Consider the following 21,098-nt stretch of genomic DNA (forward strand, 5'->3'; position numbering starts at 1 on the left):
AAGGAGTTCGGCACGACCATGCCTGCGGTGAACCGGTCAGGACCCGCCAGCAGCGACGAAACGCTGCTGGCGCGTTATCGCGCGGGTGACAGTGCGGCCTTCGAGGTCCTCTACCAGCGCCATCGCCAGGGGCTGTACCGGTTTCTGCTGAGCCTGTGCGACAAGGCCGAGCTGGCCGACGAGGTCTACCAGGACACCTGGCTCAGCCTGATCCGCACCACCAGCGCGCCACAGGGCCGGGCCAGTTTTCGCACCTGGCTGTACCAGATCGCCCGCAATCGCCTGATCGACCACTGGCGCAAGCACGGCCTGCGCAACCCGCTGCACGATAGCTACGACGAGCAGTTGCATGAGCTGGCCGATGACGCCAGCGGCCCGGAACAGCACCTGAGCCTGAGCCGTGAACGGCAACGCATCGACGCCGCTTTGCAGGACCTGCCCGCCGACCAGCGCGAAGTGTTCCTGCTGCGCGCCCACGGCGAACTGGAATTGCCACAGATCGCCAGTCTTACCGATACGCCGCTGGAAACGGTGAAAAGCCGTTTCCGTTATGCGCTGAAAAAACTGCGTCGGCTCCTGGCCGAGGAGGTACTGACATGACTGACGCCCGACAGCTTCCGCCCACTGAAGAAGAGCGCATGCTCGAGCATATTCGCCAGCACAGCCACGGCGAACCGCCGGCCAGCCTGGACGCCCTGATCATGGCCACGGCCCGTCGCGAAGCCCCGACCCCCAAGCCTTCCCTGTGGCAACGCTGGTTCGATCTGTGCCGCCAGCCGCGCTGGCAAGTAGCGTTCGCCGGCCTGTTCGGCGTGACCCTGTTGCTGGGCGTGTTGCAGCGCACTCCAGAGCCTGCGCCCCGCCAGGTGCTTGCCCCGGCGCCCATGGCCAAGGCCGCGGCCCCCCAACTGGCGCGCCGCCAGGCCGAATCCACTGCGGCCGACGCCGCCCCCGCAGAATCGGCCCGTGCCGAATCAAGCGTGGAAGCATCGGATCGTTTCGAACTGGCCACCACGCCACATGCCAGCGGCGCCTTGTCGGCGCCCGCTCCCGCCGCCCCCGTGGCGGGCCTGCCGCTGACCCGGGACACCGAAGCCTTCGCCGCCAAACCTTATGAGTCCCTGGGGCACCTGGCGTCGTTTCCGGGCAAGGAGCAGGGCGAGCGCGAGGCGCCGGAGTCGATTCTCGACGACGCCCTGCGCGAGGTGTTGCGGCTGCGCCAGACCGGCCAGGACAAGGTCGCCGACCAGTACATCAGCGCCCTGAAACAGCGCTTCCCCCATGAGGACATCGACGCCCGGCTGCGGGCTTTGCAGCAACCCTGAGGGTAAAACGCGCGCAAGTAATGGCCTGGCACCCGGAAAACGCGCACTATCGAGCCAGTTTCCTGAAAGTGAGAGGCTGGCCATGGCGCCACGCATCGACCGTATCGCTGCACTGCTGAATTGCCCGACCAAGGGCGCGGATATCCGCCAGGCCATCAAGGAGAGTCGCAAGGACTTTCTGCTCGAGGCCGACGAAGAAGATGAAGACCCGCAGCAGGCCCAGCCTGTCGCGGATCAGGATGAGTCGACGCAGAAGCGGCAGACGCCAGACTGAAACCCGGCGCGTTTACTTGCGGGCGGGCGCGCGTTTCACGTTCTGGCCCTTGGCCTCGATGGCCAGGGCGATCGCCTTGTAGCAGTCGTAGAACAGCTCCTGGTTCTTGAACATGTTCTCCACCAGTTCCATCTTGCCGTCGCTGTGCTGGACGCGGATGAAACGCTGGTTGAAGACTTCCACCAGCTCGACGTCCGAGATATTGATCAGGCGAATCTCGCGGATCTTCGAACTGAAGTTGCTGACCGGGGCCACCAGCTTCTTATCCGTCAGCACCACATAACGATTGCCGGCACCGCGCAGGAAGATCAGCGCACCCGCGACGGCGACTGTCATGGCCAGGCCCAGGACGCCGATCAGTTGCATGACCAGATGACCATTGAGCCCCAGGGCCTCTATCAGCCGGATCACGCTGTTGTTCTCGCTGGGTGTGCCGAACACCGCGAACAGCGAAAGCCCACCGAAGACCAGGCCCGCCAGGGTCATTTTCTTGTAGTTGGGCCCGTAGTAATAACGCGCCTGGTGCGATGGCGCGGTATTAGCGGAAAGGTTCGAGATATTCATCGTGTGGGATCTTCCATGAGTCTGGCCGAGAAAAGGCGGGTATCCGCTCGGTAATGGGCAGCGCGCAGGCATCATCGCAAAAAAGATCGGAGACACCTAAAGGGTTTTCGGGGAGAAAAGGCTTCAGCAAGAAGCGAAATGCCTCACAACGAATGCAGCCAATCCGCTTTGCTCTTCCCAAACCTCAATCCCTATAGTTCCCCTTGTTGCTGAAAAATCAGCGACCGGATTTGGCGATCCGTTTAAAGTTAGGCGCAGTCGTGTCATCGACTCCTTGCGCGTGCATTTCTGTACGGGTGATGGCAATCAATGGCGGCTGTGCGCGGGAGACCTTTGGGTCTGCCGGGTTTACTAACTTACCGGTTCGCCAACCTGCGTACAGCTGCCACCCTCTCGTTTGGCGACGAGATCGGCAGTCTTCTTAATCAAGTTAGGGATGGCATGTCATGTCGAAGTACATACCGCTGCAAACCAATTTTCCTGATTGCCCTGTTCTGCTAATCGATAGCGATGAGCCGGTGCGCATGTGTTGGATTGTGCTCATCAGAGGATCAAGGCGGGGACAGATCTTTTGGAAAGCCTCACCTCAGTGACGATCAAGGGCATTGAGGATGGTGATCTTTACCGATTGACCAACGCGGCTTATTTGCTGCTCAGGGAAGGAGTGGATCTATTGGAGGTGGCACGGCGAGGTATTGATTGAACCTCGGGCCACAATACTCCTTCGTTTTTTAGCCATAGAAACGCGGATTGCATCGTCGGCCCTGCTCCATTGGTTAAGTGTACTTAGCTATAGCGTCGTGGCCGGCAAGATAAAAGTGTCGGGCGTGGTGAACCCGAGGCGTAGAACAGGGAGGAGACGTGATGGGTATGCAGCAGCAACTACAGCGCTTGCTCGCCAGTGCGGGCGAGAGCGAAGTAGTGGAGTTCAAGGAGGCCAAAAACGGCTATGACTTTGGCAGGCTCGGTAAATATTTCTCTGCCTTGAGTAACGAAGCGAACCTCAAAGGCCTGCTCAGCGCCTGGCTGGTATTTGGTGTGAAGGATAATCACCAAGTGGTGGGCACCAAGTTCCGCGAGGCATTCAAGGACCTGCAGGCATTGAAGAAAGAAGTAGCCGACAAGACTGCACACCCTGCCGAGTTGGAGTGACGAGACCTTTCTCAATAAGGCCAAGCTGATCATCCAGGGGAAGATCACCCGCACCGCTATCCTGTTGCTGGGTAAGTCGGAAGCAGCGCACTGGCTCAACCCTGCCTCTCCTACCTTGAGTTGGATTCTCAAGGATCGTGATGGCCTGGAGCGCGACTACCAGCACTTCTCCTGCCCGCTGCTGGTCAGCGCGGATGCGCTCTACCGCAAGATCCGCAATCTGAAATACCGCTATATGGCCGAAGGCTCGCTGTTCCCCGAGGAGGTCGACCAGTACGACCCCTTTATCATCCGCGAGGCTCTGAACAATGCTATTGCCCATCAGGACTACGAACTGGGCGGCAAGGTCTTGGTAGTGGAGTTCGAGGATGGGCGGCTGTGTTTCAGTAATCCCGGTATCTTATCCCCGGTTCAGTGGAGCAGGTGATTCAGGCCGACGCACCGGAAAGCCGCTACCGTAACCGCTTTCTCAGCGATGCCATGGTCAACCTGAACATGATCGACACCATTGGCAGTGGCATTCGCAAGATGTTCCTGATCCAGAAGAGCCGCTTCTTCCCCCTACCCGAGTACCAACTGGAGCAGAACCGCGTGCAGGTGACCATCACCGGGCGCGTGCTGGACATCAGCTATGCACGCAAATTGGCTGAACTGCCCAGCCTGGTGCTGGACGACATCATCCTGCTGGACCGGGTGCAGAAGCAAAAGCCGCTGACCGATGTGCAGATTCAACACCTCAAGGCTCAGGGGCTGATCGAGGGACGCAAACCCAATTTCCATATCTCCGCTCAAGTGGCACGGCACAGTGATGACAAGGCGCAGTACATTCTGAATCGGGGCTTCGATGATGATCACTACAAGCTGCTGATCCGCCAGCTAATCGAGAAATTTGACTCGGCCAGGCGCGCCGATATCGACAAACTGCTGCTAGACAAACTGCCCAAGGTTCTAGACCGTCAGCAGAAGGCCAACAAGATCAAGAACCTATTGCAGGCCCTTAAAAATCAAGGTGTTATCGAGGTTAAAGGCAAACTTTGGAAAATGTCTAAAGGCTGGTTTTTAGACATTTCTAGACATTCGCATCCCATGTCAGGCTTGCTTGGCGACGACGTGGTAGGTACACGCTCACTGATTCTTTGAGCCACTCAAATGCCAGAAACGAAAAAGCCCCAGGCCATGCGACCTGGGGCTTTTGCGTTTCTGGCTGGCGCACTCGGCGGGATTCGAACCCACGACCCCTGCCTTCGGAGGGCAGTACTCTATCCAGCTGAGCTACGAGTGCAGTGCGGGCGACATCATACCCATGTCGGCCTGGGGCGTCCATGCGGTTTTTTCTCGCGTGATGATTGGTCGTCGCCTCGTTGTTTATCTTGTCCTTCGCGATACCCGAAAGCCCCTTCGCCCTATTCACAAGTCCTCCCGTCGGACGTCCCTTTGTTTGCTTTGCTCTATGGCTTCAAGCGTTCTAACCGCTGCGTGCTGGCGCAGCGATTTCCTACCAGTCAAGGCGAACGCATGCATTCAAAAGGCGCGGTAATGCTCGATTTTTCGTTGCGTCAGACTCTGCTGGCACGCTCCGATCTGTTCAGGGGGATGCCGGACACATTGATCCATTATGTGGCCACCCATTCCGTGGAGCGCTCGTTGAGTGACCGGGAGGTGCTCTATCTCAAGAGCGAGGCGCTGGATTTCATTGCGCTGGTCGCCGAAGGGCAGGTGTATTCGGTGATTCATGGCCCGGACGGGCGCGAGCAGATTGTCGGCAGCGCCGGCGTCGGCCAGGTGGTGGGCGAGTCCGCGCTGATCGAGGGCCACGCCCGGGAAACTTCGGCCTTCGCCTGTGGCCCGACCCGGGTGCTGCTGTTGGGGCGGCGGCATTTCAGGGTGCTGTATGACGAGCCGCTGTTCTGGCAGCGGGTCTTGATGCTGCTGATGACGCGCCTGATGAAGGTCCTGGAGTTGCTCGAACTGGTTTGCCTGCACCGCCTGGAGTCGCGGTTGGCGCGGTTCCTGCTGGCCAGTATCGATGACTTCGAGCTAGCCCCGCTGACCTGTGCAGCGGTGCCGCGCAACCAGGGCATCCTGGCCGCGATGCTCAACACCAGCCGGCCCAAGCTGAATGTCCAGTTGCAGCTGTGGCGGCGTTCGGGGGTGATCAGTTGCCAGAGCGGCCGGCTGGTGATCAACGATGTCGAGCATCTGCGGCGTAAGGCTTGCTCGCTGAATTAATTGTCCAACTGTTCCCCAGGTAACAGCGAACGCCTGTTGCGCGATCAGAGACTGTCGGCTCATCAAGGAATGCACAGGGAGTGCTGGCGATGGGATCTTTTCGTGAAGTGGCGGCGGTCGATCGGTTGTTCGAGGCAAGCTGGCGAGCGGTATACCCCGAGTTGATGCGCCGGGCCAATCGGCGAGCCAGGGGCAACCTGACATTGGCCCAGGAATGGCTGTCCAACACGGCCGTGAAAGCCCTGCTGTTCTTCAGGCGTTCCCCGGAACGCATCCGAGAGCCGCAGGGTTTTCTGTTTCTGGTGCTGGACCACGTCTTCCTCGACAGCCTGCGGCGCAGCAAGCGCGAAGGGCAGGTGTTCGATCATTCGGTCGACCTTGAGCACGATCACCAGGCCCTGCTCGCCGCGCCTTGCCTGTCGGTGCTCGAGTATGTCGAGCAGTTCGAGCGACTGACGCAACTGGGCAGTCGCGTGGCGCAGTTGCCATTGCTCCAGCGGCGGTTGTTTGAAATGCGTTTTGTCGAGGAACTGCCGTACCCGCAGATCGCCGCCGAGTTGGGCATCGCCCAGCCCCTGGCGCGCAAGCGCGTGCAGTTGCTGCGCGAGGCGCTGCGCTGAAAGCACCTTTGCATTCACAGCCGCGGATGTCAGGCGTTCTTGTTTCATGAGCACCTGAAACCGTCGACGAGTTCACCGCCAGCGCGCCTGCGCTGGCGTCTTCCATCAAGGAGAGATGTATGCCAGAGGTCAACAGCCAGATTACTGACGCTGTAACGCAAACCAACGTCAAGGTGGTGGCCGAGGCGCCGGCCCAGGCCATTGCCTCGCTGTACCAGGTGGCCAGCCATTCGGCGGGGCTGTCCCTGCAGAACGCGGTCAACAGCCAGCAGGCGTTGAATCAGATCTCCAACGCGGTGATCTCCAAGGCTGTGTCGCTGATCATGCAGATCGGCGAGAAGGCCTGACGCCTGGGGAGATACCTCATGTTCTGGTTCAAGAAAAAACCTGCTGCCACCGCCGAGCCGGAGACTGACGCCACGCCGGCGACCGACCCCGAGGCAGCCGATTCCAAGCCGACCAATCCCGAAGCCGCTGGCCCCCAGGTTGCCGATCCCGCCGCAGCGGGCGCCGCCCCGCCGCCCAGCGCTCCCGCCAAGCCGCCGCGCACGGTGATGGACCGCATGAACGAGCACCTGCTGGCCCAGGTCGCGGCGCCGCCGACCGGCAGCACCGATGCGCTGAACAGCCAGATCGTCGAGGCGGTGGAGTTCACCAACGCGCAGACCTTCAGCTATGCCCCGGCGCAGATCGCCATCGCCCCGGACATGATGATCAGCCAGGCCGCCGGCCTGGTCGCGCAATCGGCGGCGGGCTATTTCGACGGGGTCAGCAAGCTGGCGCTGGCGGCCCAGGCGGTATTGCTCGAGCAGATGACGAAAAACATCGTCGAGAACCATCCCGAAAAAGCCGCCGAGGACGCCTTGGGTGCCCTGGCCACCGACCTGCTGGTGGGGGCGGCGGCGGCTGTCGCCGCGGCGGCTGGCGCCCTGGAGGCGACAGCGGCGGGCATCGCCATCGACAAGATCGACGAGAGCATCGCCAAGTACAGCAACACCCTGGCCAACCGCGGCGCGCCGCCGTCCTGATTCACGCCGTCCCGGCGTCATGAGCACCCAGTCCCGGAGCCCCTCCGGGACTGTGCAGCAGCACGTTCAACAAGCACTTTTCTTCAATGAGGAGCGACATCATGCAGCCTGGAGATATTGTTTTTTCAGTAGCCCAAGTGGACGACAAGCTGTCCACCAGCATTCCCCGCGCGTTCATTCGCGCGGGGCAGTGGATCAAGGCCAAGATGTTCGGTGACGGTTCGCCGAATGTGCCCGTGGTGCACGCGGCCATCGCGATCAGCGATACCTGTGTGATCGAAAGCGTCGGCAGTGGCATCCAGATGACCGATCTGTCGAGCGAGGCGGTCAAGCGCTCGGCGATGGTCTATTCCTGCGCTGACGACGATCTTGCCCGGGCCGCCGTGGTGGCCGCCGAGCAATTCAACGGCGACGTCGGCAGTACCCAGATCAGTGGTCGCTACAGCGTATGGAACGCGGCGTTGTCGGTGTTCAAGCGCACCCCGTTCACCCCCGAGCTACAGGCGCGGATCAACGAGTCGGTGGCGATCGGTAACGTCTCGTTCTGTTCGCAATTTGTCGCCAACAGCTACGAGGTCGGCAACCTCTACAACAACGCCAACCTGCTGCCACCGCCGCCCGCGGTCTTCGATACCCGGCCTACCGCCATGACCCCCTGGGACCTGGCCTCGTCCTGCGACAGCGACGGCAAGTTCTACTTCGCCGGTTTCTGGCAGGACGGCATCGAGGTGCGGCTTTAGCGGCGCGGCCCCGTGCCTGAAGGAGGACGTCCAGATGCCCCAGGAAAACCAGGACTCGCTAGCGGGTCTCTACCAATTGGCCGATGCGCTCAACCTGAGCCTGTCGGCGGGTGAAAAGCAGATTCTCGAAGCCTGGATGCGCAGTCAGCCGCAGACGGGTGTCATCGACCAGGTGCTCACCCAGACCCAGCACCTGATCGACAACGAGAAACAGCGCACCAGCGAGTTGATGGCGCAGGCCAAGGCCAGCGAAGGCGCACTGCAGCAGAGCGCCCAGCAGCGCGAAGCGGTGATTCGCCAGTGGCTGGCGGCCAAGCAACAGGCGGCTGCCGCCGAGGCGGGCGCCAAGCCCGCGCAGGCGCTGACACCCGAGCAGACCGAGCTGATCCAGCAGGCTGTCAATGCGGCCGTCCAGGCGCGGATGCAGGGGCTGGTCGAGCAGGTCGAGGCGGTGATTTCCCGTCTCGGCCAGCCAGCCGGCGCCCCGGCGGAGCATTGAGCGTTTGCGTATTCACAGCCTGTGTTTTGCCACGTTCATTGATTAACACGGAACCCGCCGTGTACTAACAAAGGAAGTTGAACCATGCCATTAGTCAACGAGCAAATTACCGACGCGGTCACCCAGACCAACGTCAAAGTGGTGGCTGAAGCGCCAGCGATGGCCATGAGCACCATCTACCAGTCCATGGCCCAGGCCACGGCGATCCTGTTCCAGAACTCCGTTTCTGCGCAGCAGCAGCAAAACACCCTGGCCCAGGCGGCCACCAACCAGGGCGTGATGCAGATCTACAGCGTCGATACCACCGCCGGCGCGGCGGCGACCGAAAAAGTCGCTCAGGGCGGCGTGGCCGATAACCTGACCAGCCTGCTGACGATCCTCAAGTCGTTCAACCCTTGATCGGGCGAACGCTAACGGAAGTTGTTCTTTCTCAATAAGGAGTTTCATCTATGAGTACAGTCAGTCCGCAAATCACCGATGCCGTCACCCAGACCAACGTCAAGGTCGTGGCCGAAGCGCCGGCCATGTCGATGGGCACCATCTACCAGTCAATGGGGCAATCCGTAGCGATCCTGTTCCAGAACTCGGTCTCGGCCCAGCAGCAGCAAAACACCCTGGCCCAGGCGGCCACCAACCAGGGCGTGATGCAGATCTACAGTGTCGACACCACCGCCGGCGCCTCGGCCACCGAGAAAGTGGCCCAGGGCGGTGTAGGCGACAACCTCACCAGCCTGCTGACAGTGCTCAAGTCGTTCACTTAAGACCTGGCCCTGAGAAAACCCCGCAGCCTTCCGGCTGCGGGGTTTTTTGCGTTTGTACGCGCGCGGTGAGCGCCAGGCCCGGAGCCCCGGCGTTCATCCGCCGGGGCGGTGTCGTTGATCCGAAAGGTTCTGCCAAAGCGGCGTTTTCGTTCTTTTTTTCGAACAGCCTATTGCCCTGTCCCCCGGTTGACCCTAGGATTCGTTTGAGATTTCAAACGCTCTTGTCTGAGAGCCGATCCGCCCGTCTATTCTGATAGGCGCTATTTCTGTGCTTGAGCCCGGTAACAGTTTTTCCTGACGGCAGCCTGTCAAGGCGCCTTTCAACAATCACAATTCGCTCCGCCCCGCGCGGTGCTGTTAAGGAAACCGACATGCAGCTTAAAGACGCCCAGTTGTTCCGCCAGCAAGCCTTCATCGATGGGGCTTGGGTCGACGCGGATAACGGCCAGACCATCAAAGTGAACAACCCGGCCACGGGCGAAATCCTCGGCACCGTGCCGAAGATGGGCGCGGCCGAAACCCGCCGTGCCATCGAAGCCGCCGACAAGGCCCTGCCGGCCTGGCGCGCGCTGACCGCCAAGGAGCGGGCGACCAAGCTGCGTCGCTGGTATGAGCTGCTGATCGAAAACCAGGACGACCTCGGTCGCCTGATGACCCTGGAGCAGGGCAAGCCACTGGCCGAAGCCAAGGGCGAAATCGCCTACGCCGCCTCCTTCATCGAATGGTTCGCCGAAGAAGCCAAGCGCATCTACGGCGATGTGATTCCCGGCCACCAGCCGGACAAGCGCCTGATCGTGATCAAGCAGCCGATCGGTGTGACCGCGGCCATCACCCCGTGGAACTTCCCGGCGGCGATGATCACCCGTAAAGCCGGCCCGGCCCTGGCCGCAGGCTGCACCATGGTGATCAAGCCGGCTTCGCAGACCCCGTTCTCCGCCCTGGCCCTGGTCGAGCTGGCGCATCGTGCCGGCATCCCGAAAGGCGTGCTGAGCGTGGTCACCGGCAGCGCCGGCGACATCGGCGGCGAGCTGACCAGCAACCCGATCGTGCGCAAGCTGTCCTTCACCGGCTCGACCGAAATCGGTCGCCAGCTGATGGCCGAATGCGCCAAGGACATCAAGAAAGTCTCCCTGGAACTGGGTGGCAACGCGCCATTTATCGTGTTCGACGACGCGGACCTGGATAAGGCCGTCGAAGGCGCGATCATCTCCAAGTACCGCAACAACGGCCAGACCTGCGTCTGCGCCAACCGCCTGTACATCCAGGATTCGGTCTACGACGCCTTCGCCGAGAAGCTCAAGGCCGCGGTGGCCAAGCTGAAGATCGGCAACGGCCTGGAAGACGGCACCACCACCGGTCCTTTGATCGACGAAAAAGCCGTGGCCAAGGTCCAGGAACATATCGCCGACGCCCTGGGCAAAGGCGCGACCCTGCTGGCCGGCGGCAAGCCGATGGAAGGCAACTTCTTCGAGCCGACCATCCTGGTCAACGTGTCGAAAGACGCGGCCGTGGCCAAGGAAGAAACCTTCGGCCCGCTGGCGCCGCTGTTCCGTTTCAAGGACGAAGCCGAAGTGATCGCCATGTCCAACGATACCGAGTTCGGCCTGGCCTCGTACTTCTACGCTCGCGACCTGGGCCGTGTGTTCCGTGTGGCCGAAGCCCTGGAATACGGCATGGTCGGCGTCAACACCGGGTTGATCTCCAACGAAGTCGCGCCGTTCGGCGGCATCAAGGCTTCGGGCCTGGGCCGTGAAGGATCCAAGTACGGCATCGAGGATTACCTGGAAATCAAATACCTCTGCCTGGGCATCTGATACCCGCGCCAAGGCATGGTTTTAAACGCCAGGGGCACGAGAGCGCTGTCCCCTGGCGTGCTGCAAACGCTATTTGAGTAGTGCCGGGATAGCCGGGGCAGTCGATCATCGCATGCTGCCGCGGTTGCCTCCCCGCCACGTCATCCTTGAACCACGCCGACCGATGAGCGGCGAATGAGGACACTATGAGCAAGACCAACGCATCCCTGATGAAACGCCGTGAAGCCGCCGTACCGCGCGGTGTCGGCCAGATTCACCCGATCTTCGCCGATTCCGCGAAGAACGCCACGGTAACCGACGTTGAAGGTCGCGAGTTCATCGACTTCGCCGGCGGTATCGCCGTGCTCAACACCGGCCACCTGCACCCGAAAGTCGTCGCCGCGGTGACCGAGCAGCTGAACAAGCTGACCCACACCTGCTTCCAGGTCCTGGCCTACGAGCCTTACGTGGAACTGTGCGAAAAAGTGAACGCCAAGGTGCCTGGCGATTTCGCCAAGAAAACCCTGCTGGTGACCACCGGTTCCGAAGCCGTGGAAAACTCCGTGAAGATCGCCCGTGCCGCCACTGGCCGCGCCGGCGTGATCGCCTTCACCGGCGCCTACCACGGCCGCACCATGATGACCCTGGGCCTGACCGGCAAGGTCGTGCCTTACTCGGCCGGCATGGGCCTGATGCCAGGCGGCATCTTCCGCGCGCTGTACCCGAACGAGCTGCACGGTGTGAGCATCGACGATTCGATCGCCAGCATCGAGCGCATTTTCAAGAACGATGCCGAGCCACGTGACATCGCCGCGATCATCATCGAGCCGGTGCAGGGCGAAGGCGGTTTCTACGTCGCGCCTAAAGAGTTCATGAAGCGTCTGCGTGCCCTGTGCGACCAGCACGGCATCCTGCTGATCGCCGACGAAGTGCAGACCGGCGCAGGCCGTACCGGCACCTTCTTCGCCATGGAGCAGATGGGCGTCGCCGCCGACCTGACCACCTTCGCCAAGTCCATCGCTGGCGGCTTCCCGCTGGCCGGTGTCTGCGGCAAGGCCGAATACATGGACGCCATCGCGCCAGGCGGCCTGGGCGGCACCTACGCCGGTAGCCCGATCGCCTGCGCCGCGGCCCTGGCCGTGATGGAAGTGTTCGAGGAAGAGCACCTGCTGGACCGTTGCAAGGCGGTCGGCGAGCGTCTGGTGACCGGCCTCAAGGCCATCCAGGCCAAGTACCCGGTGATCGGCGATGTGCGTGCCCTGGGCGCGATGATCGCGGTCGAGCTGTTCGAGAACGGCGACAGCCACAAGCCGAACGCCGCCGCCGTGGCACAGGTAGTCGCCAAGGCGCGCGACAAGGGCCTGATCCTGCTGTCCTGCGGCACCTACGGCAACGTGTTGCGCGTGCTGGTTCCGCTGACCTCGCCGGACGAGCAGCTGGACAAGGGCCTGGCGATCATCGAAGAGTGCTTCTCCGAACTCTGATCCCGCTTGTGACCCGATCGACAAAAAGACCCGCTTCGGCGGGTTTTTTTGTGCCGATCGAGGCTGCGCGGTGCATTTGCGTTGTATGGAAGCCCTGGCATTGACTAAGGTGCAAGGGATTGCCCAGGGAGCGTGCTGCATGACTGCTGTGGATTTACCCGCTGTACCGCGAGTGTTGATTGCCGAGGCGGACCCTTGGTCTCGCGATTTGCTCAAGCAAGTGTTGTTGAGTGTACGTTGCGACGCGCGGCTGGATGTGTGCGCCGACGGTCAGGAAGCCCTGCAACTGCTGGCCGAAAACCCCTATGACCTGGTGATCGCCGACTGGGAGTTGCCCGGCGTCGACGGCCTTGGCCTGCTGCGCAGCGTGCGCCAGCGCAAGCGCAACCCGGTGCTGCCTTTTATCCTCATGAGCACCCGCAACGACAGTGCCAGCGTGCGCGAAGCCCTGCCGCTGGCGCCGACGGCCTACCTGACCAGGCCGCTGAACATGGAAGGCCTGACCCAGCGCCTGCAGGACCTGCTGCTGGACGCTGGCCAGGAAGTCTCGTGCGAGGTTCCGACCCTGGCGCCGGGCATGACCCTGTGGACCTTTCTCGAGCGCCGTCGCGAGCTGGCCGACGGCGCGCCGTTGCTCGCCGATGTGCAGCTGGCGGTGAAGCGCAGCCTCAACCCCAACGGTCTCGACCTCAAGCTGTTGGAGGAAGAGGTGCGTACCGACCCGCAGATCACCGCGGTGCTGATCGCCGCGGCCAACAGCGCCGCCCAGCACCATGGCAGCGCCGTGCAGACCCTGGCCCAGGCCCTGCACCGGCTGGGTACCGGGCAGAGCATGAACCTGATTCTCGACCTGGCGCTCAAGCGTAGCGCGCGCCTGAGCGACCCGGCCCTGGGCGATTACGCCGAGCGTTACTGGGAGCTGTCGCTGCACACCGCGGAATACGGCCGGACCCTGGCCCGCTTGCTGGACCTGGACCAGGAGCGCTGCTATTGCGCCGGCATGCTGCATCGCCTGGGTGACCTGGCGCTGCTGCGTTGCCTGCAAGAGTGGAAACAGGCCGGTGGCGCGCTGGACGACATGGAAGAGATCGGCGATGCCCTGGAACAGTTCGGTGCGGCCTACGGTTCGGCCCTGCGCACCCGCTGGCGCCTGCCGCTGGAGCTGCGCGAGTTGATTGCCTCGGCCTACCAGCTCGGTGGCGGGGTTTATTCCCGCGAGGCGCTGGTGATGAACCTCTCCGCCCAGCTCGCGCGCCTGCGGCCATCCGAGGGCCTCGAAGAGCTGGCCAACAGCAAGACCGCGCGCCTGCTCAAGATCGGCCTGCCGGAGCTGACCCTCCTGCGCAAAAGCTGATACCTCGGCCGGCGGCTGGCGCAGCACATCGGTAGCCGCTGCCGAGCCCCGCGAGGCTGCGATCGGCTGCGAAGCAGCCGTAAAACCCGGCAACTTGTTCTTCCTGACAAAACGCGTGCTCAGGTTTTGCGAGGACTTCGTCGGAATGCCGCCCACCTCGATCGCAGCCTCGCCAGCTCGGCAGCGGCTACAGAGGCCTTCTACCCCGAAACGATCCGGTTCTTGCCCTGGCGCTTGGCCTCGTACATCGCCGCGTCGGCGCGGGCGAAGAGGCTGTCGAGTTTTTCGTCGTCGGTGGTGAGGCTGGTCAGGCCCTGGCTGACGGTGATGCTGAACTGCTCCTCGCCATGGTTGAAGGTCAGGCGCTGGATTTCCCGTTGCAGGCGTTCGGCAACCTGGCGTGCCATGTCCGGGGCGCAGCCGGGGAAGAGGGCGGCGAACTCCTCGCCGCCGATACGCCCGAACAGGTCGCCACGGCGCAGGGTGGCGCGGCCGGTTTCGGCGATGCGTTGCAGGACGTTGTCGCCCTCGGGGTGGCCGTAGGTGTCGTTGACCACCTTGAAGTCATCGATATCCAGCAACAGGAAGGCCAGCGGCGTGCCTTGCTGGCGCGCCTGCTCGAATTCGCGGTTGGCGCACTCGAAGAAGTGCCGGCGGTTGCTGCTCTGGGTCAGCACGTCGGTGGTGGCCAGGCGTTGCAGCTCGGTTTCCAGGTGCTTTTTCTCGGTGATGTCCTCGGCGAGGCCGACGATGATCACCCGGTCCCCGGGGGCGGCATTGCGATTGATGAAGCACTTGTCGCTGAGCCAGCGGACCTGGCCCTGGGCGTCGATGATGCGGTATTCGCGGTCTTCCACCGCGCCTTTTTCCAGTACCTGGGCCAGGGTCCGCTCGGCGTATTCGAGGTCGTCGGGGTAGACGCTGTCGCGCCATTCGTTGGCGTCGGCCAGCAGCAGGCCGGCGGAGCGGCCGAAGATACGCTCATATGCCGGGCTGACATACAGCACCTGGCGGGCTTCCCAGTCGAAGGCCCAGAGCACGGCATTGACGCTGACCAGCAACGAGCTGAACAACTGTTCGCGTTCCGTCAGCCGGGCGACCTCGCCCTGGGCGTGCATCAGTGCCATCAGGGTTTGCGCGGCCTCGGGCCATTGGGGAAAAGCGGATGGGAGTTGTGGGTTCTTGTTGACCATCGGCACCGATCTCAAAGCGCATGCCGCTCGGGAAACGAAGCGGCCACAGAAAGCCCGCCTGGATGGCGAAGTGTTGCTTGAGATAGGGGATTGGCGACGAAGTTCCCGGTTTCCGTGGTCTGGGAGCCGGCAGCCGCTGGGCGGTCACGGTGCCGCGGATGACGGGCTGGAACTCATGGGGCCGCGAGGGTAGCGAAGCCCACCGGCCACGGCAGCAGAGCTTACCGTGGCAGGTGAACGGGCCAGCGTCAGGTGGTGGCGGGGCGTAGCGAGTAGGTTTTCAGCTGGCTGGCGAAGTCGCGCAGCGATTGGATCCCGCTGGCTTCGGCTTCGTGGACCCAGTCCTTGATCGCCGCCAGCATGTCGTGGCCGTTGGAACTGGTCTTGGCCCAGATCTGTTGCAGCGCCAGGCGTTTTTCGTAGATCACTTTCAGGGCCTGGCTGTGTTCCAGCATGTTCTGGATGCGCGCATGGTGACGCTCTTCCAGCAGGCTGGTCTCCCGCGACAGCAGGCGCTTGGCGCGGTGGAACTGATGGCGCACCGAGTGATCGACCTTGTCCAGCTCCTGCTTGACCAGCGGCGCGATCACCAGCTTGCGGTACTGCGCCATGATCTGGAAACGGTTGTTGAGGATCGCCATCGCCGTGTCCATGTCCAGGTGGCCCTTGCCTTCGACCCGGTGGGCGATCGGCGCGACCCGCTGCACCTTGGCCAGGCGCAGGTAGCTGAACACCTTGATCCAGGCCCAGCCCAGGTCGAACTCCCACTTCTTCACCGACAGCTTGGCCGAGTTGGGGTAGGTGTGATGGTTGTTGTGCAGCTCTTCGCCGCCGACCAGGATGCCCCAGGGCACCAGGTTGGTGGCCGCGTCGCGGCATTCGAAGTTGCGATAGCCGACCGCGTGGCCCAGGCCGTTGATCACCCCGGCGGCCCAGAACGGGATCCACATCATCTGGATTGCCCAGATGGTGATGCCGATGGTGCCGAACAGCAGCAGGTCGATCACCGCCATCAGCGCCACGCCGCCCAGCTTGTAGCGCGAGTAGAGGTTGCGCTCGATCCAGTCGTCCGGGCAGTTCTTGCCGTAGATACGCAGGGTTTCCGGGTTTTTCGCCTCTTCGCGGTACAGCTCGGCGCCTTTGCGCAGCACCGTGGACAGGCCCTTGATCACCGGGCTGTGGGGGTCGTCCGCGGTTTCGCATTTGGCGTGGTGCTTGCGGTGGATGGCGGTCCACTCGCGGGTGTTCTGCGCCGTGGTCAGCCACAGCCAGAAGCGGAAGAAATGTTTCAGGCCTGCGTTGAGCTCCAGGGAACGGTGGGCTGAATAGCGATGCAGGTAAACCGTGACCGCAACGATGGTCACGTGAGTCATTAACAGGGTGACTGCCACCAGTTGCCAGGCCGACAAGCCAAGAAAACCTTCGTACCACATAGGCTGTAGGGCCCTCGATAAAGAAAAAACAGCAGTCGCATTATCACCAAGCCTACAGAGAAAACCAGTCGCCCTTTCAGATAAGAGTGGCGAGATGTTTCTTCCTCTATAATCCCTAGCTTTCCGTAAGGACATTGACGACCTTATGTCGGTTTCTTCTCGCGACGCTTTGCGTGCAGCCCTGCTCTACCTCTTGCTATCTGTGTTGTGGTTGCAGTTCAGTGGTCATTTATTGAGCAGTTTCTTCGATGAGTCGAACGATCTGGCGCGCTGGCAACTGATCAACGGGTATCTCTGGGCCCTGGTCAGCGCGGTCCTGATTTTCATCGCGCGGGGCCGTCTGTTGCGTTTGCTGGGCGCCGACTCCTGGCTGCATCACCAGCGCGAGGACCGCGAGCGTCTGCGCCAGGCGGCCGCGGTGTTCGATTGCACCCGCGAAGGGGTGCTGGTCAGCGACCGCCGGGGCCAGATCGTCCATGTGAACCGCGCGTTCATCGAGATCACCGGCTATCAGCGCGACGAGGTGCTGGGCCGCCAGCCGAGCATGTTCAAGTCCGGGCACCACACGGCGGATTTCTACCAGGCCATGTTCGATTCGCTGAACGCCACGGGCGAGTGGAGCGGCGAGATCTGGAACCGGCGCAAATGCGGCGAGATCTACCCGCAGTGGCAGACCATCCGCGCCATCCGCGATGACGACGGCCAGCTCAGCCATTATGTCGCGGTGTTCTCCGACATCAGCGCGATCAAGGATTCCGAGCACGAACTGGCCCACCTGGCGCACCACGACCCGCTGACCGACCTGCCCAATCGCCTGCTGTTCACCGACCGCGCCGAGCAGGCCCTGGCGTCGGCGCAGATCCACAAGCGCGGCTGCGCGCTGCTGATGGTCGACCTGGATCACTTCAAGATGATCAACGACAGCCTCGGGCACAATGTCGGCGACCGCCTGCTCAAAGCCGTGGCCCAGCGCCTGCAGGGCATGTTCGGCCCGGGCATCACCCTGGCGCGGCTGGGCGGCGACGAGTTCGCGGTGCTGGTCGAGAGCTGCGCGCAGCCGGGGCAGGCCGCGGTGCTGGCGCAGCGCATCATCGACGGGGTGAAGCAGCCTTTCCTGATGGACGAGAATCAGCTGTTCATCAATACCAGCATCGGCATCAGCCTGTTTCCCAGCGATGCCCTGAGCGCCGAGCAACTGTTGCGCAATGCCGACACGGCCCTGTTCAAGGCCAAGAGCGCCGGGCGCGACAGTTACGCGCTGTACACCGAGGAACTGACGGCCCACGCCCAGCAACGGGTGGAGATTGCCTTCGAATTGCGCCGCGCCCTGGAGCAGCAGGAGCTGCGGGTGTTCTACCAGCCGGTACACGACCTCGCCAGCAGCCGTCTGGTCGGGGTCGAGGCGCTGGTGCGCTGGGAGCATCCGCAGCGTGGCCTGGTGCCGCCTGGCGAGTTCATTCCGATTGCCGAGCGCACCGGGCTGATCGCCGAGATCGATGCCTGGGTCATGCAGCAGGCCTGTCGGCAGATGTGCCAATGGCAGGCGGCCGGCATGGCGTTGTCCTTCGTCGCGGTGAACGTCTCCAGCCGGCTGTTCGCCCGCCGTGAGCTGTACCAGCAAGTGGCCCAGGTGCTGCACGATACCGGCCTCGACCCGGCCTACCTGGAGCTGGAAGTCACCGAAAGCGCGGTGATGGAAGACCCGGAAGTCGCCCTGGAGCAGATGCATCGCCTGCGCGAACTGGGGCTGCGCCTGGCCATCGACGACTTCGGCACCGGTTATTCCTCGCTGCTGCGGCTCAAGCGCCTGCCGGTGCAGAAGCTGAAGATCGACCAGGGTTTTGTCGCCGGCCTGCCGTGGGACGAAGACGATGCGGCGATCTCCCGGGTGATCATCGCCCTGGCCCAGAGCATGGGCATGCAGGTGCACGCCGAAGGCATCGAGCAGGCGGAACAGGCGCGCTTCCTGCTCGACCAGGGTTGCGACCTGGGCCAGGGCTACTGGTTTGGCCGCCCGGTACCGGCGGCGCAACTGGAATGGGGCCGGGTGCTGCAGATCCACTGATTGCCGGACTTGCATCGATTCCACCCTGTAGCCGCTGCCGCAGGCTGCGATCGGCCGGGACGGCCGTGACGCTTGTGAGGACGTAGGAGGACCTGCGGTCCTATCGCAGCCTGCGGCAGCGGCTACAAGGTTTTCTGCCGTCTGAAGAGACGCAACCTCGTGTCAATTCAAATAATTTCTTTTGGTTATATAAAAATTCTTAAATAGTATTTTTAAGAATATCTGCGCCTATCTACTATTGCCCTCACGCCGTAAGCAGTGCCGCCACTGCCAGGCACATCTCATTCAGGAGCAACACCATGAGCGCATCTCTTCGTAGCGTTGACGGCCAGGACGAACAAACCATCTTGCGCGAGATTCAAAGCGCGTTGCGCGACCTGCGTTTCGGCGCGGTGGAAATCACCGTGCACAACGCCCAGGTCGTGCAGATCGAACGCAAGGAAAAATTCCGCCTGCAAAACCCTGGCAACAAACCAAGCTGAATTCCGCACTACCTCTCGCCGCGAGAGGCCCGACTGGACCACCGGAGGGCGTCATCCATGACCCCCAACCTCAACCCCAGCGTTCGCCCACGAATGCGGGCCTGATTCGCCATAAGAAAAATGCCAGCACATTAAAAAATTCGGGAGCTCCATCATGTCGTCGATTCGCCGTTATGCCCTGGCCGCCCTCGCCAGCGCCGTTTTTGCCGGTTCCGCCGTTGCCAAGGATTACGAGTTGCTCAACGTGTCGTACGACCCGACTCGCGAGCTGTACCAGGACTACAACACCGAATTCACAAGCTTTTGGAAAAAGGAACACCCGGGCGACAACGTCAAGATCCAGCAATCCCACGGTGGCTCGGGCAAGCAGGGCCGCGCGGTGATCGACGGCCTGCGCGCCGACGTGGTGACCCTGGCGCTGGCTGGCGACATCGATGAAATCGCCAAGCTCGGCAAGAGCCTGCCGGCCGACTGGCAAAAACGCCTGCCGGATGCGAGCACGCCCTACACCTCGACCATCGTGTTCCTGGTGCGCAAGGGCAATCCCAAGGGCATCAAGGACTGGGGCGACCTGATCAAGAAAGACGTGTCGGTAATCACGCCGAACCCGAAAACCTCCGGCGGCGCCCGCTGGAACTTCCTCGCCGCCTGGGCCTATGGCCTGAAAGCCGGCGGCAGCGAAGCCAAGGCCCAGGAATACGTGAAGGAGCTGTTCAAGCATGTACCGGTGCTGGATACCGGCGCCCGCGGCTCGACCATCACTTTCGTCAACAACGGTCAGGGCGACGTGTTGCTGGCCTGGGAAAACGAAGCCTTCCTGGCGCTGAAGGAAGACGGCGGCGCCGACAAGTTCGACATCGTGGTGCCTTCGCTGTCGATCCTCGCCGAGCCGCCAGTGGCGGTGGTGGACAAGAACGCCGAGAAAAAGGGCAACACCGAGATCGCCGAGGCCTACCTCAAGCACCTGTACAGTCCGGCCGGCCAGGAAATCGCGGCGAAGAACTTCTATCGTCCGCGGGACAAGGATGTGGCGGCCAAATACGCTCAGCAGTTCCCGAAACTGGACCTGGTGACCATCGACAAGGACTTCGGCGGCTGGAAAACTGCCCAACCGAAATTCTTCAATGATGGCGGGGTGTTCGACCAGATCTACCAGGCGCAGTAATCTTCAGTGGCGAGCCCCGGCAGCAAGACATCCGGGGCTCGTCGAACCGCCAGAGCAATAGGCCCGGATTCGTTTCCGGGCTTTGCGTGTCAACCAAGGACTTTTATGTCGCGTCGTATCTCCCCCGTCATACCCGGCTTCGGGCTGACGCTGGGCTACACCTTGGTGTACCTCAGCCTGATTGTGCTCATACCCCTGGCGGCGATGTTCGTGCATGCCGCCCAACTCACCTGGGATCAGTTCTGGGCCATTGTCTCGGCACCGCGGGTGCTCGCCGCGCTCAAGCTGAGCTTCGGCACCGCGCTGTACGCGGCGATCATCAATGGCGTGATCGGCACGCTGCTGGCCTGGGTGCTGGTGCGCTACAGCTTTCCCGGACGCAAGATCATCGATGCGATGATCGACCTGCCGTTCGCCCTGCCCACCGCCGTGGCCGGTATCGCGCTGACCGCGCTGTACGCGCCGACCGGCCTGGTCGGCCAGTTCGCCACCGACCTGGGGTTCAAGATCGCCTACACCCCACTGGGCATCACCCTGGCGCTGACTTTCGTCACCCTGCCGTTCGTGGTGCGCACCGTACAGCCGGTGCTGGCCGACATTCCCCGTGAGGTCGAAGAAGCCGCCGCCTGCCTTGGCGCCAAGCCCTGGCAGGTGTTTCGCCACATCCTGGTACCGGCGCTGCTGCCGGCCTGGCTGACTGGTTTCGCCCTGGCCTTTGCCCGGGGTGTCGGCGAGTACGGTTCGGTGATCTTCATCGCCGGCAACATGCCGATGAAAACCGAAATCCTGCCGCTGCTGATCATGGTCAAGCTCGACCAGTACGATTACACCGGCGCGACCTCCATCGGCGTGTTGATGCTGATGGTTTCCTTTGTCCTGTTGCTGCTGATCAACCTGCTGCAACGGCGCATCGAACGACCTTAAGGAGGCGCGAACC

General features: G+C 62.4%; 24 protein-coding genes and 1 tRNA gene. 21 read left to right on the forward strand and 4 right to left on the reverse strand.

What is annotated here, in order from left to right:
- Positions 1-18 precede the first annotated feature (18 nt).
- The 3 genes from H0I86_RS00970 to H0I86_RS00980 all read left to right on the forward strand — a co-directional run bounded on the left by H0I86_RS00970 (position 19) and on the right by H0I86_RS00980 (position 1,599).
- A complete protein-coding gene (locus H0I86_RS00970; RefSeq protein WP_180925775.1) occupies positions 19-600 on the forward strand; it encodes an RNA polymerase sigma factor in 582 nt (193 codons plus the stop codon).
- Positions 597-1,325, forward strand: a complete 729-nt coding sequence (locus tag H0I86_RS00975; protein WP_180923537.1) for a hypothetical protein — start codon at positions 597-599, stop codon at positions 1,323-1,325. Before H0I86_RS00970 ends, H0I86_RS00975 begins: the two co-directional genes overlap by 4 nt.
- A gap of 82 nt (positions 1,326-1,407) precedes the next feature.
- Positions 1,408-1,599: a hypothetical protein gene (locus H0I86_RS00980; protein WP_180923538.1), complete on the forward strand. Its 192-nt coding sequence runs from the start codon at positions 1,408-1,410 to the stop codon at positions 1,597-1,599.
- A 12-nt stretch (positions 1,600-1,611) separates the two neighbouring features.
- Here the strand turns inward: H0I86_RS00980 and H0I86_RS00985 are convergent, their stop codons facing one another.
- On the reverse strand, positions 1,612-2,163 hold the full coding sequence (locus tag H0I86_RS00985) for a hypothetical protein (protein ID WP_180923539.1): 552 nt from the start codon (positions 2,161-2,163) through the stop codon (positions 1,612-1,614).
- Positions 2,164-3,027: 864 nt separating this feature from the next.
- On the opposite strand from H0I86_RS00985, the gene H0I86_RS31975 reads away from it, so the two are divergent.
- The 3 genes from H0I86_RS31975 (at position 3,028) to H0I86_RS31985 (ending at position 4,455) form a co-directional block, all read left to right on the forward strand.
- The gene (locus H0I86_RS31975; protein WP_258019382.1) at positions 3,028-3,315 is read left to right on the forward strand and encodes an ATP-binding protein; all 288 of its coding nucleotides are present in this window, start codon (positions 3,028-3,030) and stop codon (positions 3,313-3,315) included.
- 115 nt (positions 3,316-3,430) lie between these two features.
- A complete protein-coding gene (locus H0I86_RS31980; protein WP_258019383.1) occupies positions 3,431-3,742 on the forward strand; it encodes a hypothetical protein in 312 nt (103 codons plus the stop codon).
- A complete protein-coding gene (locus H0I86_RS31985; RefSeq protein ID WP_258019384.1) occupies positions 3,739-4,455 on the forward strand; it encodes an ATP-binding protein in 717 nt (238 codons plus the stop codon). Before H0I86_RS31980 ends, H0I86_RS31985 begins: the two co-directional genes overlap by 4 nt.
- A gap of 65 nt (positions 4,456-4,520) precedes the next feature.
- Here the strand turns inward: H0I86_RS31985 and H0I86_RS00995 are convergent.
- Positions 4,521-4,597 (reverse strand) — tRNA-Arg (locus H0I86_RS00995).
- Positions 4,598-4,851: 254 nt separating this feature from the next.
- Here H0I86_RS00995 and H0I86_RS01000 point away from each other — a divergent pair.
- The 11 genes from H0I86_RS01000 to H0I86_RS01050 all read left to right on the forward strand — a co-directional run bounded on the left by H0I86_RS01000 (position 4,852) and on the right by H0I86_RS01050 (position 13,823).
- Positions 4,852-5,544: a Crp/Fnr family transcriptional regulator gene (locus H0I86_RS01000; protein ID WP_016705018.1), complete on the forward strand. Its 693-nt coding sequence runs from the start codon at positions 4,852-4,854 to the stop codon at positions 5,542-5,544.
- A gap of 89 nt (positions 5,545-5,633) precedes the next feature.
- A complete protein-coding gene (locus H0I86_RS01005) occupies positions 5,634-6,164 on the forward strand; it encodes an RNA polymerase sigma factor (RefSeq protein WP_258019385.1) in 531 nt (176 codons plus the stop codon).
- Positions 6,165-6,283: 119 nt separating this feature from the next.
- Complete coding sequence (locus tag H0I86_RS01010) at positions 6,284-6,511, forward strand: RebB family R body protein (RefSeq protein ID WP_023969933.1); 228 nt, start codon at positions 6,284-6,286, stop codon at positions 6,509-6,511.
- Between the two features lie 18 nt (positions 6,512-6,529).
- A complete protein-coding gene (locus H0I86_RS01015) occupies positions 6,530-7,192 on the forward strand; it encodes a hypothetical protein (RefSeq protein WP_180923541.1) in 663 nt (220 codons plus the stop codon).
- A gap of 101 nt (positions 7,193-7,293) precedes the next feature.
- A complete protein-coding gene (locus tag H0I86_RS01020; protein WP_023969935.1) occupies positions 7,294-7,932 on the forward strand; it encodes a C40 family peptidase in 639 nt (212 codons plus the stop codon).
- Between the two features lie 34 nt (positions 7,933-7,966).
- On the forward strand, positions 7,967-8,431 hold the full coding sequence (locus H0I86_RS01025) for a hypothetical protein (RefSeq protein ID WP_009046380.1): 465 nt from the start codon (positions 7,967-7,969) through the stop codon (positions 8,429-8,431).
- Between the two features lie 84 nt (positions 8,432-8,515).
- Entirely contained in the window at positions 8,516-8,830 is a 315-nt protein-coding gene (locus H0I86_RS01030; protein WP_009046381.1) for a RebB family R body protein, read from the forward strand.
- 50 nt (positions 8,831-8,880) lie between these two features.
- A complete protein-coding gene (locus tag H0I86_RS01035) occupies positions 8,881-9,192 on the forward strand; it encodes a RebB family R body protein (RefSeq protein WP_009046382.1) in 312 nt (103 codons plus the stop codon).
- A gap of 371 nt (positions 9,193-9,563) precedes the next feature.
- Positions 9,564-11,006, forward strand: a complete 1,443-nt coding sequence (gene gabD / locus H0I86_RS01040) for an NADP-dependent succinate-semialdehyde dehydrogenase (protein ID WP_007930336.1) — start codon at positions 9,564-9,566, stop codon at positions 11,004-11,006.
- Positions 11,007-11,191: 185 nt separating this feature from the next.
- On the forward strand, positions 11,192-12,469 hold the full coding sequence (gabT, locus tag H0I86_RS01045) for a 4-aminobutyrate--2-oxoglutarate transaminase (protein WP_009041624.1): 1,278 nt from the start codon (positions 11,192-11,194) through the stop codon (positions 12,467-12,469).
- A gap of 139 nt (positions 12,470-12,608) precedes the next feature.
- Positions 12,609-13,823 (forward strand): HDOD domain-containing protein, encoded by a 1,215-nt coding sequence (locus tag H0I86_RS01050; protein ID WP_180923542.1) that lies wholly within the window; start codon positions 12,609-12,611, stop codon positions 13,821-13,823.
- A gap of 200 nt (positions 13,824-14,023) precedes the next feature.
- Here the strand turns inward: H0I86_RS01050 and H0I86_RS01055 are convergent, their stop codons facing one another.
- Entirely contained in the window at positions 14,024-15,016 is a 993-nt protein-coding gene (locus H0I86_RS01055; RefSeq protein ID WP_180923543.1) for a GGDEF domain-containing protein, read from the reverse strand.
- Positions 15,017-15,264: 248 nt separating this feature from the next.
- Positions 15,265-16,449: a delta-9 fatty acid desaturase DesA gene (gene desA, locus H0I86_RS01060; RefSeq protein ID WP_180923544.1), complete on the reverse strand. Its 1,185-nt coding sequence runs from the start codon at positions 16,447-16,449 to the stop codon at positions 15,265-15,267.
- Between the two features lie 145 nt (positions 16,450-16,594).
- Between desA and dibA the strand changes: the two genes are divergently transcribed.
- From dibA to cysT, 4 genes are all read left to right on the forward strand, one after another.
- Positions 16,595-18,514, forward strand: coding sequence for a phosphodiesterase DibA (dibA, locus tag H0I86_RS01065; protein ID WP_180923545.1), 1,920 nt, complete (start codon positions 16,595-16,597; stop codon positions 18,512-18,514).
- A 299-nt stretch (positions 18,515-18,813) separates the two neighbouring features.
- Positions 18,814-18,996 carry a sulfur starvation response protein OscA gene (gene oscA / locus H0I86_RS01070; protein ID WP_009041629.1) on the forward strand — a complete coding sequence of 61 codons (183 nt, stop codon included), beginning with the start codon at positions 18,814-18,816 and terminating at the stop codon, positions 18,994-18,996.
- A 154-nt stretch (positions 18,997-19,150) separates the two neighbouring features.
- Positions 19,151-20,161 (forward strand): sulfate ABC transporter substrate-binding protein, encoded by a 1,011-nt coding sequence (locus H0I86_RS01075; RefSeq protein ID WP_016705023.1) that lies wholly within the window; start codon positions 19,151-19,153, stop codon positions 20,159-20,161.
- A 105-nt stretch (positions 20,162-20,266) separates the two neighbouring features.
- Positions 20,267-21,085 (forward strand): sulfate ABC transporter permease subunit CysT, encoded by an 819-nt coding sequence (gene cysT, locus H0I86_RS01080; RefSeq protein WP_180923546.1) that lies wholly within the window; start codon positions 20,267-20,269, stop codon positions 21,083-21,085.
- The last annotated feature ends 13 nt before the right edge of the window (positions 21,086-21,098 follow it).

Origin of the sequence: Pseudomonas chlororaphis subsp. aurantiaca (assembly GCF_013466605.1) — a bacterium.
In the GTDB taxonomy this organism is placed as follows: Bacteria; Pseudomonadota; Gammaproteobacteria; order Pseudomonadales; family Pseudomonadaceae; genus Aquipseudomonas; species Aquipseudomonas chlororaphis_I.

Bases quoted from the DNA above. Each gene is read 5' to 3' on its own strand.
- H0I86_RS00970 (WP_180925775.1), top strand. From the start codon at position 19: ATGCCTGCGGTGAACCGGTCAGGACCCGCCAGCAGCGACGAAACGCTG.
- H0I86_RS00975 (WP_180923537.1), top strand. From the start codon at position 597: ATGACTGACGCCCGACAGCTTCCGCCCACTGAAGAAGAGCGCATGCTC.
- H0I86_RS00980 (WP_180923538.1), top strand. From the start codon at position 1,408: ATGGCGCCACGCATCGACCGTATCGCTGCACTGCTGAATTGCCCGACC.
- H0I86_RS00985 (WP_180923539.1), bottom strand. From the start codon at position 2,163: ATGAATATCTCGAACCTTTCCGCTAATACCGCGCCATCGCACCAGGCG.
- H0I86_RS31975 (WP_258019382.1), top strand. From the start codon at position 3,028: ATGGGTATGCAGCAGCAACTACAGCGCTTGCTCGCCAGTGCGGGCGAG.
- H0I86_RS01000 (WP_016705018.1), top strand. From the start codon at position 4,852: ATGCTCGATTTTTCGTTGCGTCAGACTCTGCTGGCACGCTCCGATCTG.
- H0I86_RS01005 (WP_258019385.1), top strand. From the start codon at position 5,634: ATGGGATCTTTTCGTGAAGTGGCGGCGGTCGATCGGTTGTTCGAGGCA.
- H0I86_RS01010 (WP_023969933.1), top strand. From the start codon at position 6,284: ATGCCAGAGGTCAACAGCCAGATTACTGACGCTGTAACGCAAACCAAC.
- H0I86_RS01015 (WP_180923541.1), top strand. From the start codon at position 6,530: ATGTTCTGGTTCAAGAAAAAACCTGCTGCCACCGCCGAGCCGGAGACT.
- H0I86_RS01020 (WP_023969935.1), top strand. From the start codon at position 7,294: ATGCAGCCTGGAGATATTGTTTTTTCAGTAGCCCAAGTGGACGACAAG.
- H0I86_RS01025 (WP_009046380.1), top strand. From the start codon at position 7,967: ATGCCCCAGGAAAACCAGGACTCGCTAGCGGGTCTCTACCAATTGGCC.
- H0I86_RS01030 (WP_009046381.1), top strand. From the start codon at position 8,516: ATGCCATTAGTCAACGAGCAAATTACCGACGCGGTCACCCAGACCAAC.
- H0I86_RS01035 (WP_009046382.1), top strand. From the start codon at position 8,881: ATGAGTACAGTCAGTCCGCAAATCACCGATGCCGTCACCCAGACCAAC.
- gabD (WP_007930336.1), top strand. From the start codon at position 9,564: ATGCAGCTTAAAGACGCCCAGTTGTTCCGCCAGCAAGCCTTCATCGAT.
- gabT (WP_009041624.1), top strand. From the start codon at position 11,192: ATGAGCAAGACCAACGCATCCCTGATGAAACGCCGTGAAGCCGCCGTA.
- H0I86_RS01050 (WP_180923542.1), top strand. From the start codon at position 12,609: ATGACTGCTGTGGATTTACCCGCTGTACCGCGAGTGTTGATTGCCGAG.
- H0I86_RS01055 (WP_180923543.1), bottom strand. From the start codon at position 15,016: ATGGTCAACAAGAACCCACAACTCCCATCCGCTTTTCCCCAATGGCCC.
- desA (WP_180923544.1), bottom strand. From the start codon at position 16,449: ATGTGGTACGAAGGTTTTCTTGGCTTGTCGGCCTGGCAACTGGTGGCA.
- dibA (WP_180923545.1), top strand. From the start codon at position 16,595: ATGTCGGTTTCTTCTCGCGACGCTTTGCGTGCAGCCCTGCTCTACCTC.
- oscA (WP_009041629.1), top strand. From the start codon at position 18,814: ATGAGCGCATCTCTTCGTAGCGTTGACGGCCAGGACGAACAAACCATC.
- H0I86_RS01075 (WP_016705023.1), top strand. From the start codon at position 19,151: ATGTCGTCGATTCGCCGTTATGCCCTGGCCGCCCTCGCCAGCGCCGTT.
- cysT (WP_180923546.1), top strand. From the start codon at position 20,267: ATGTCGCGTCGTATCTCCCCCGTCATACCCGGCTTCGGGCTGACGCTG.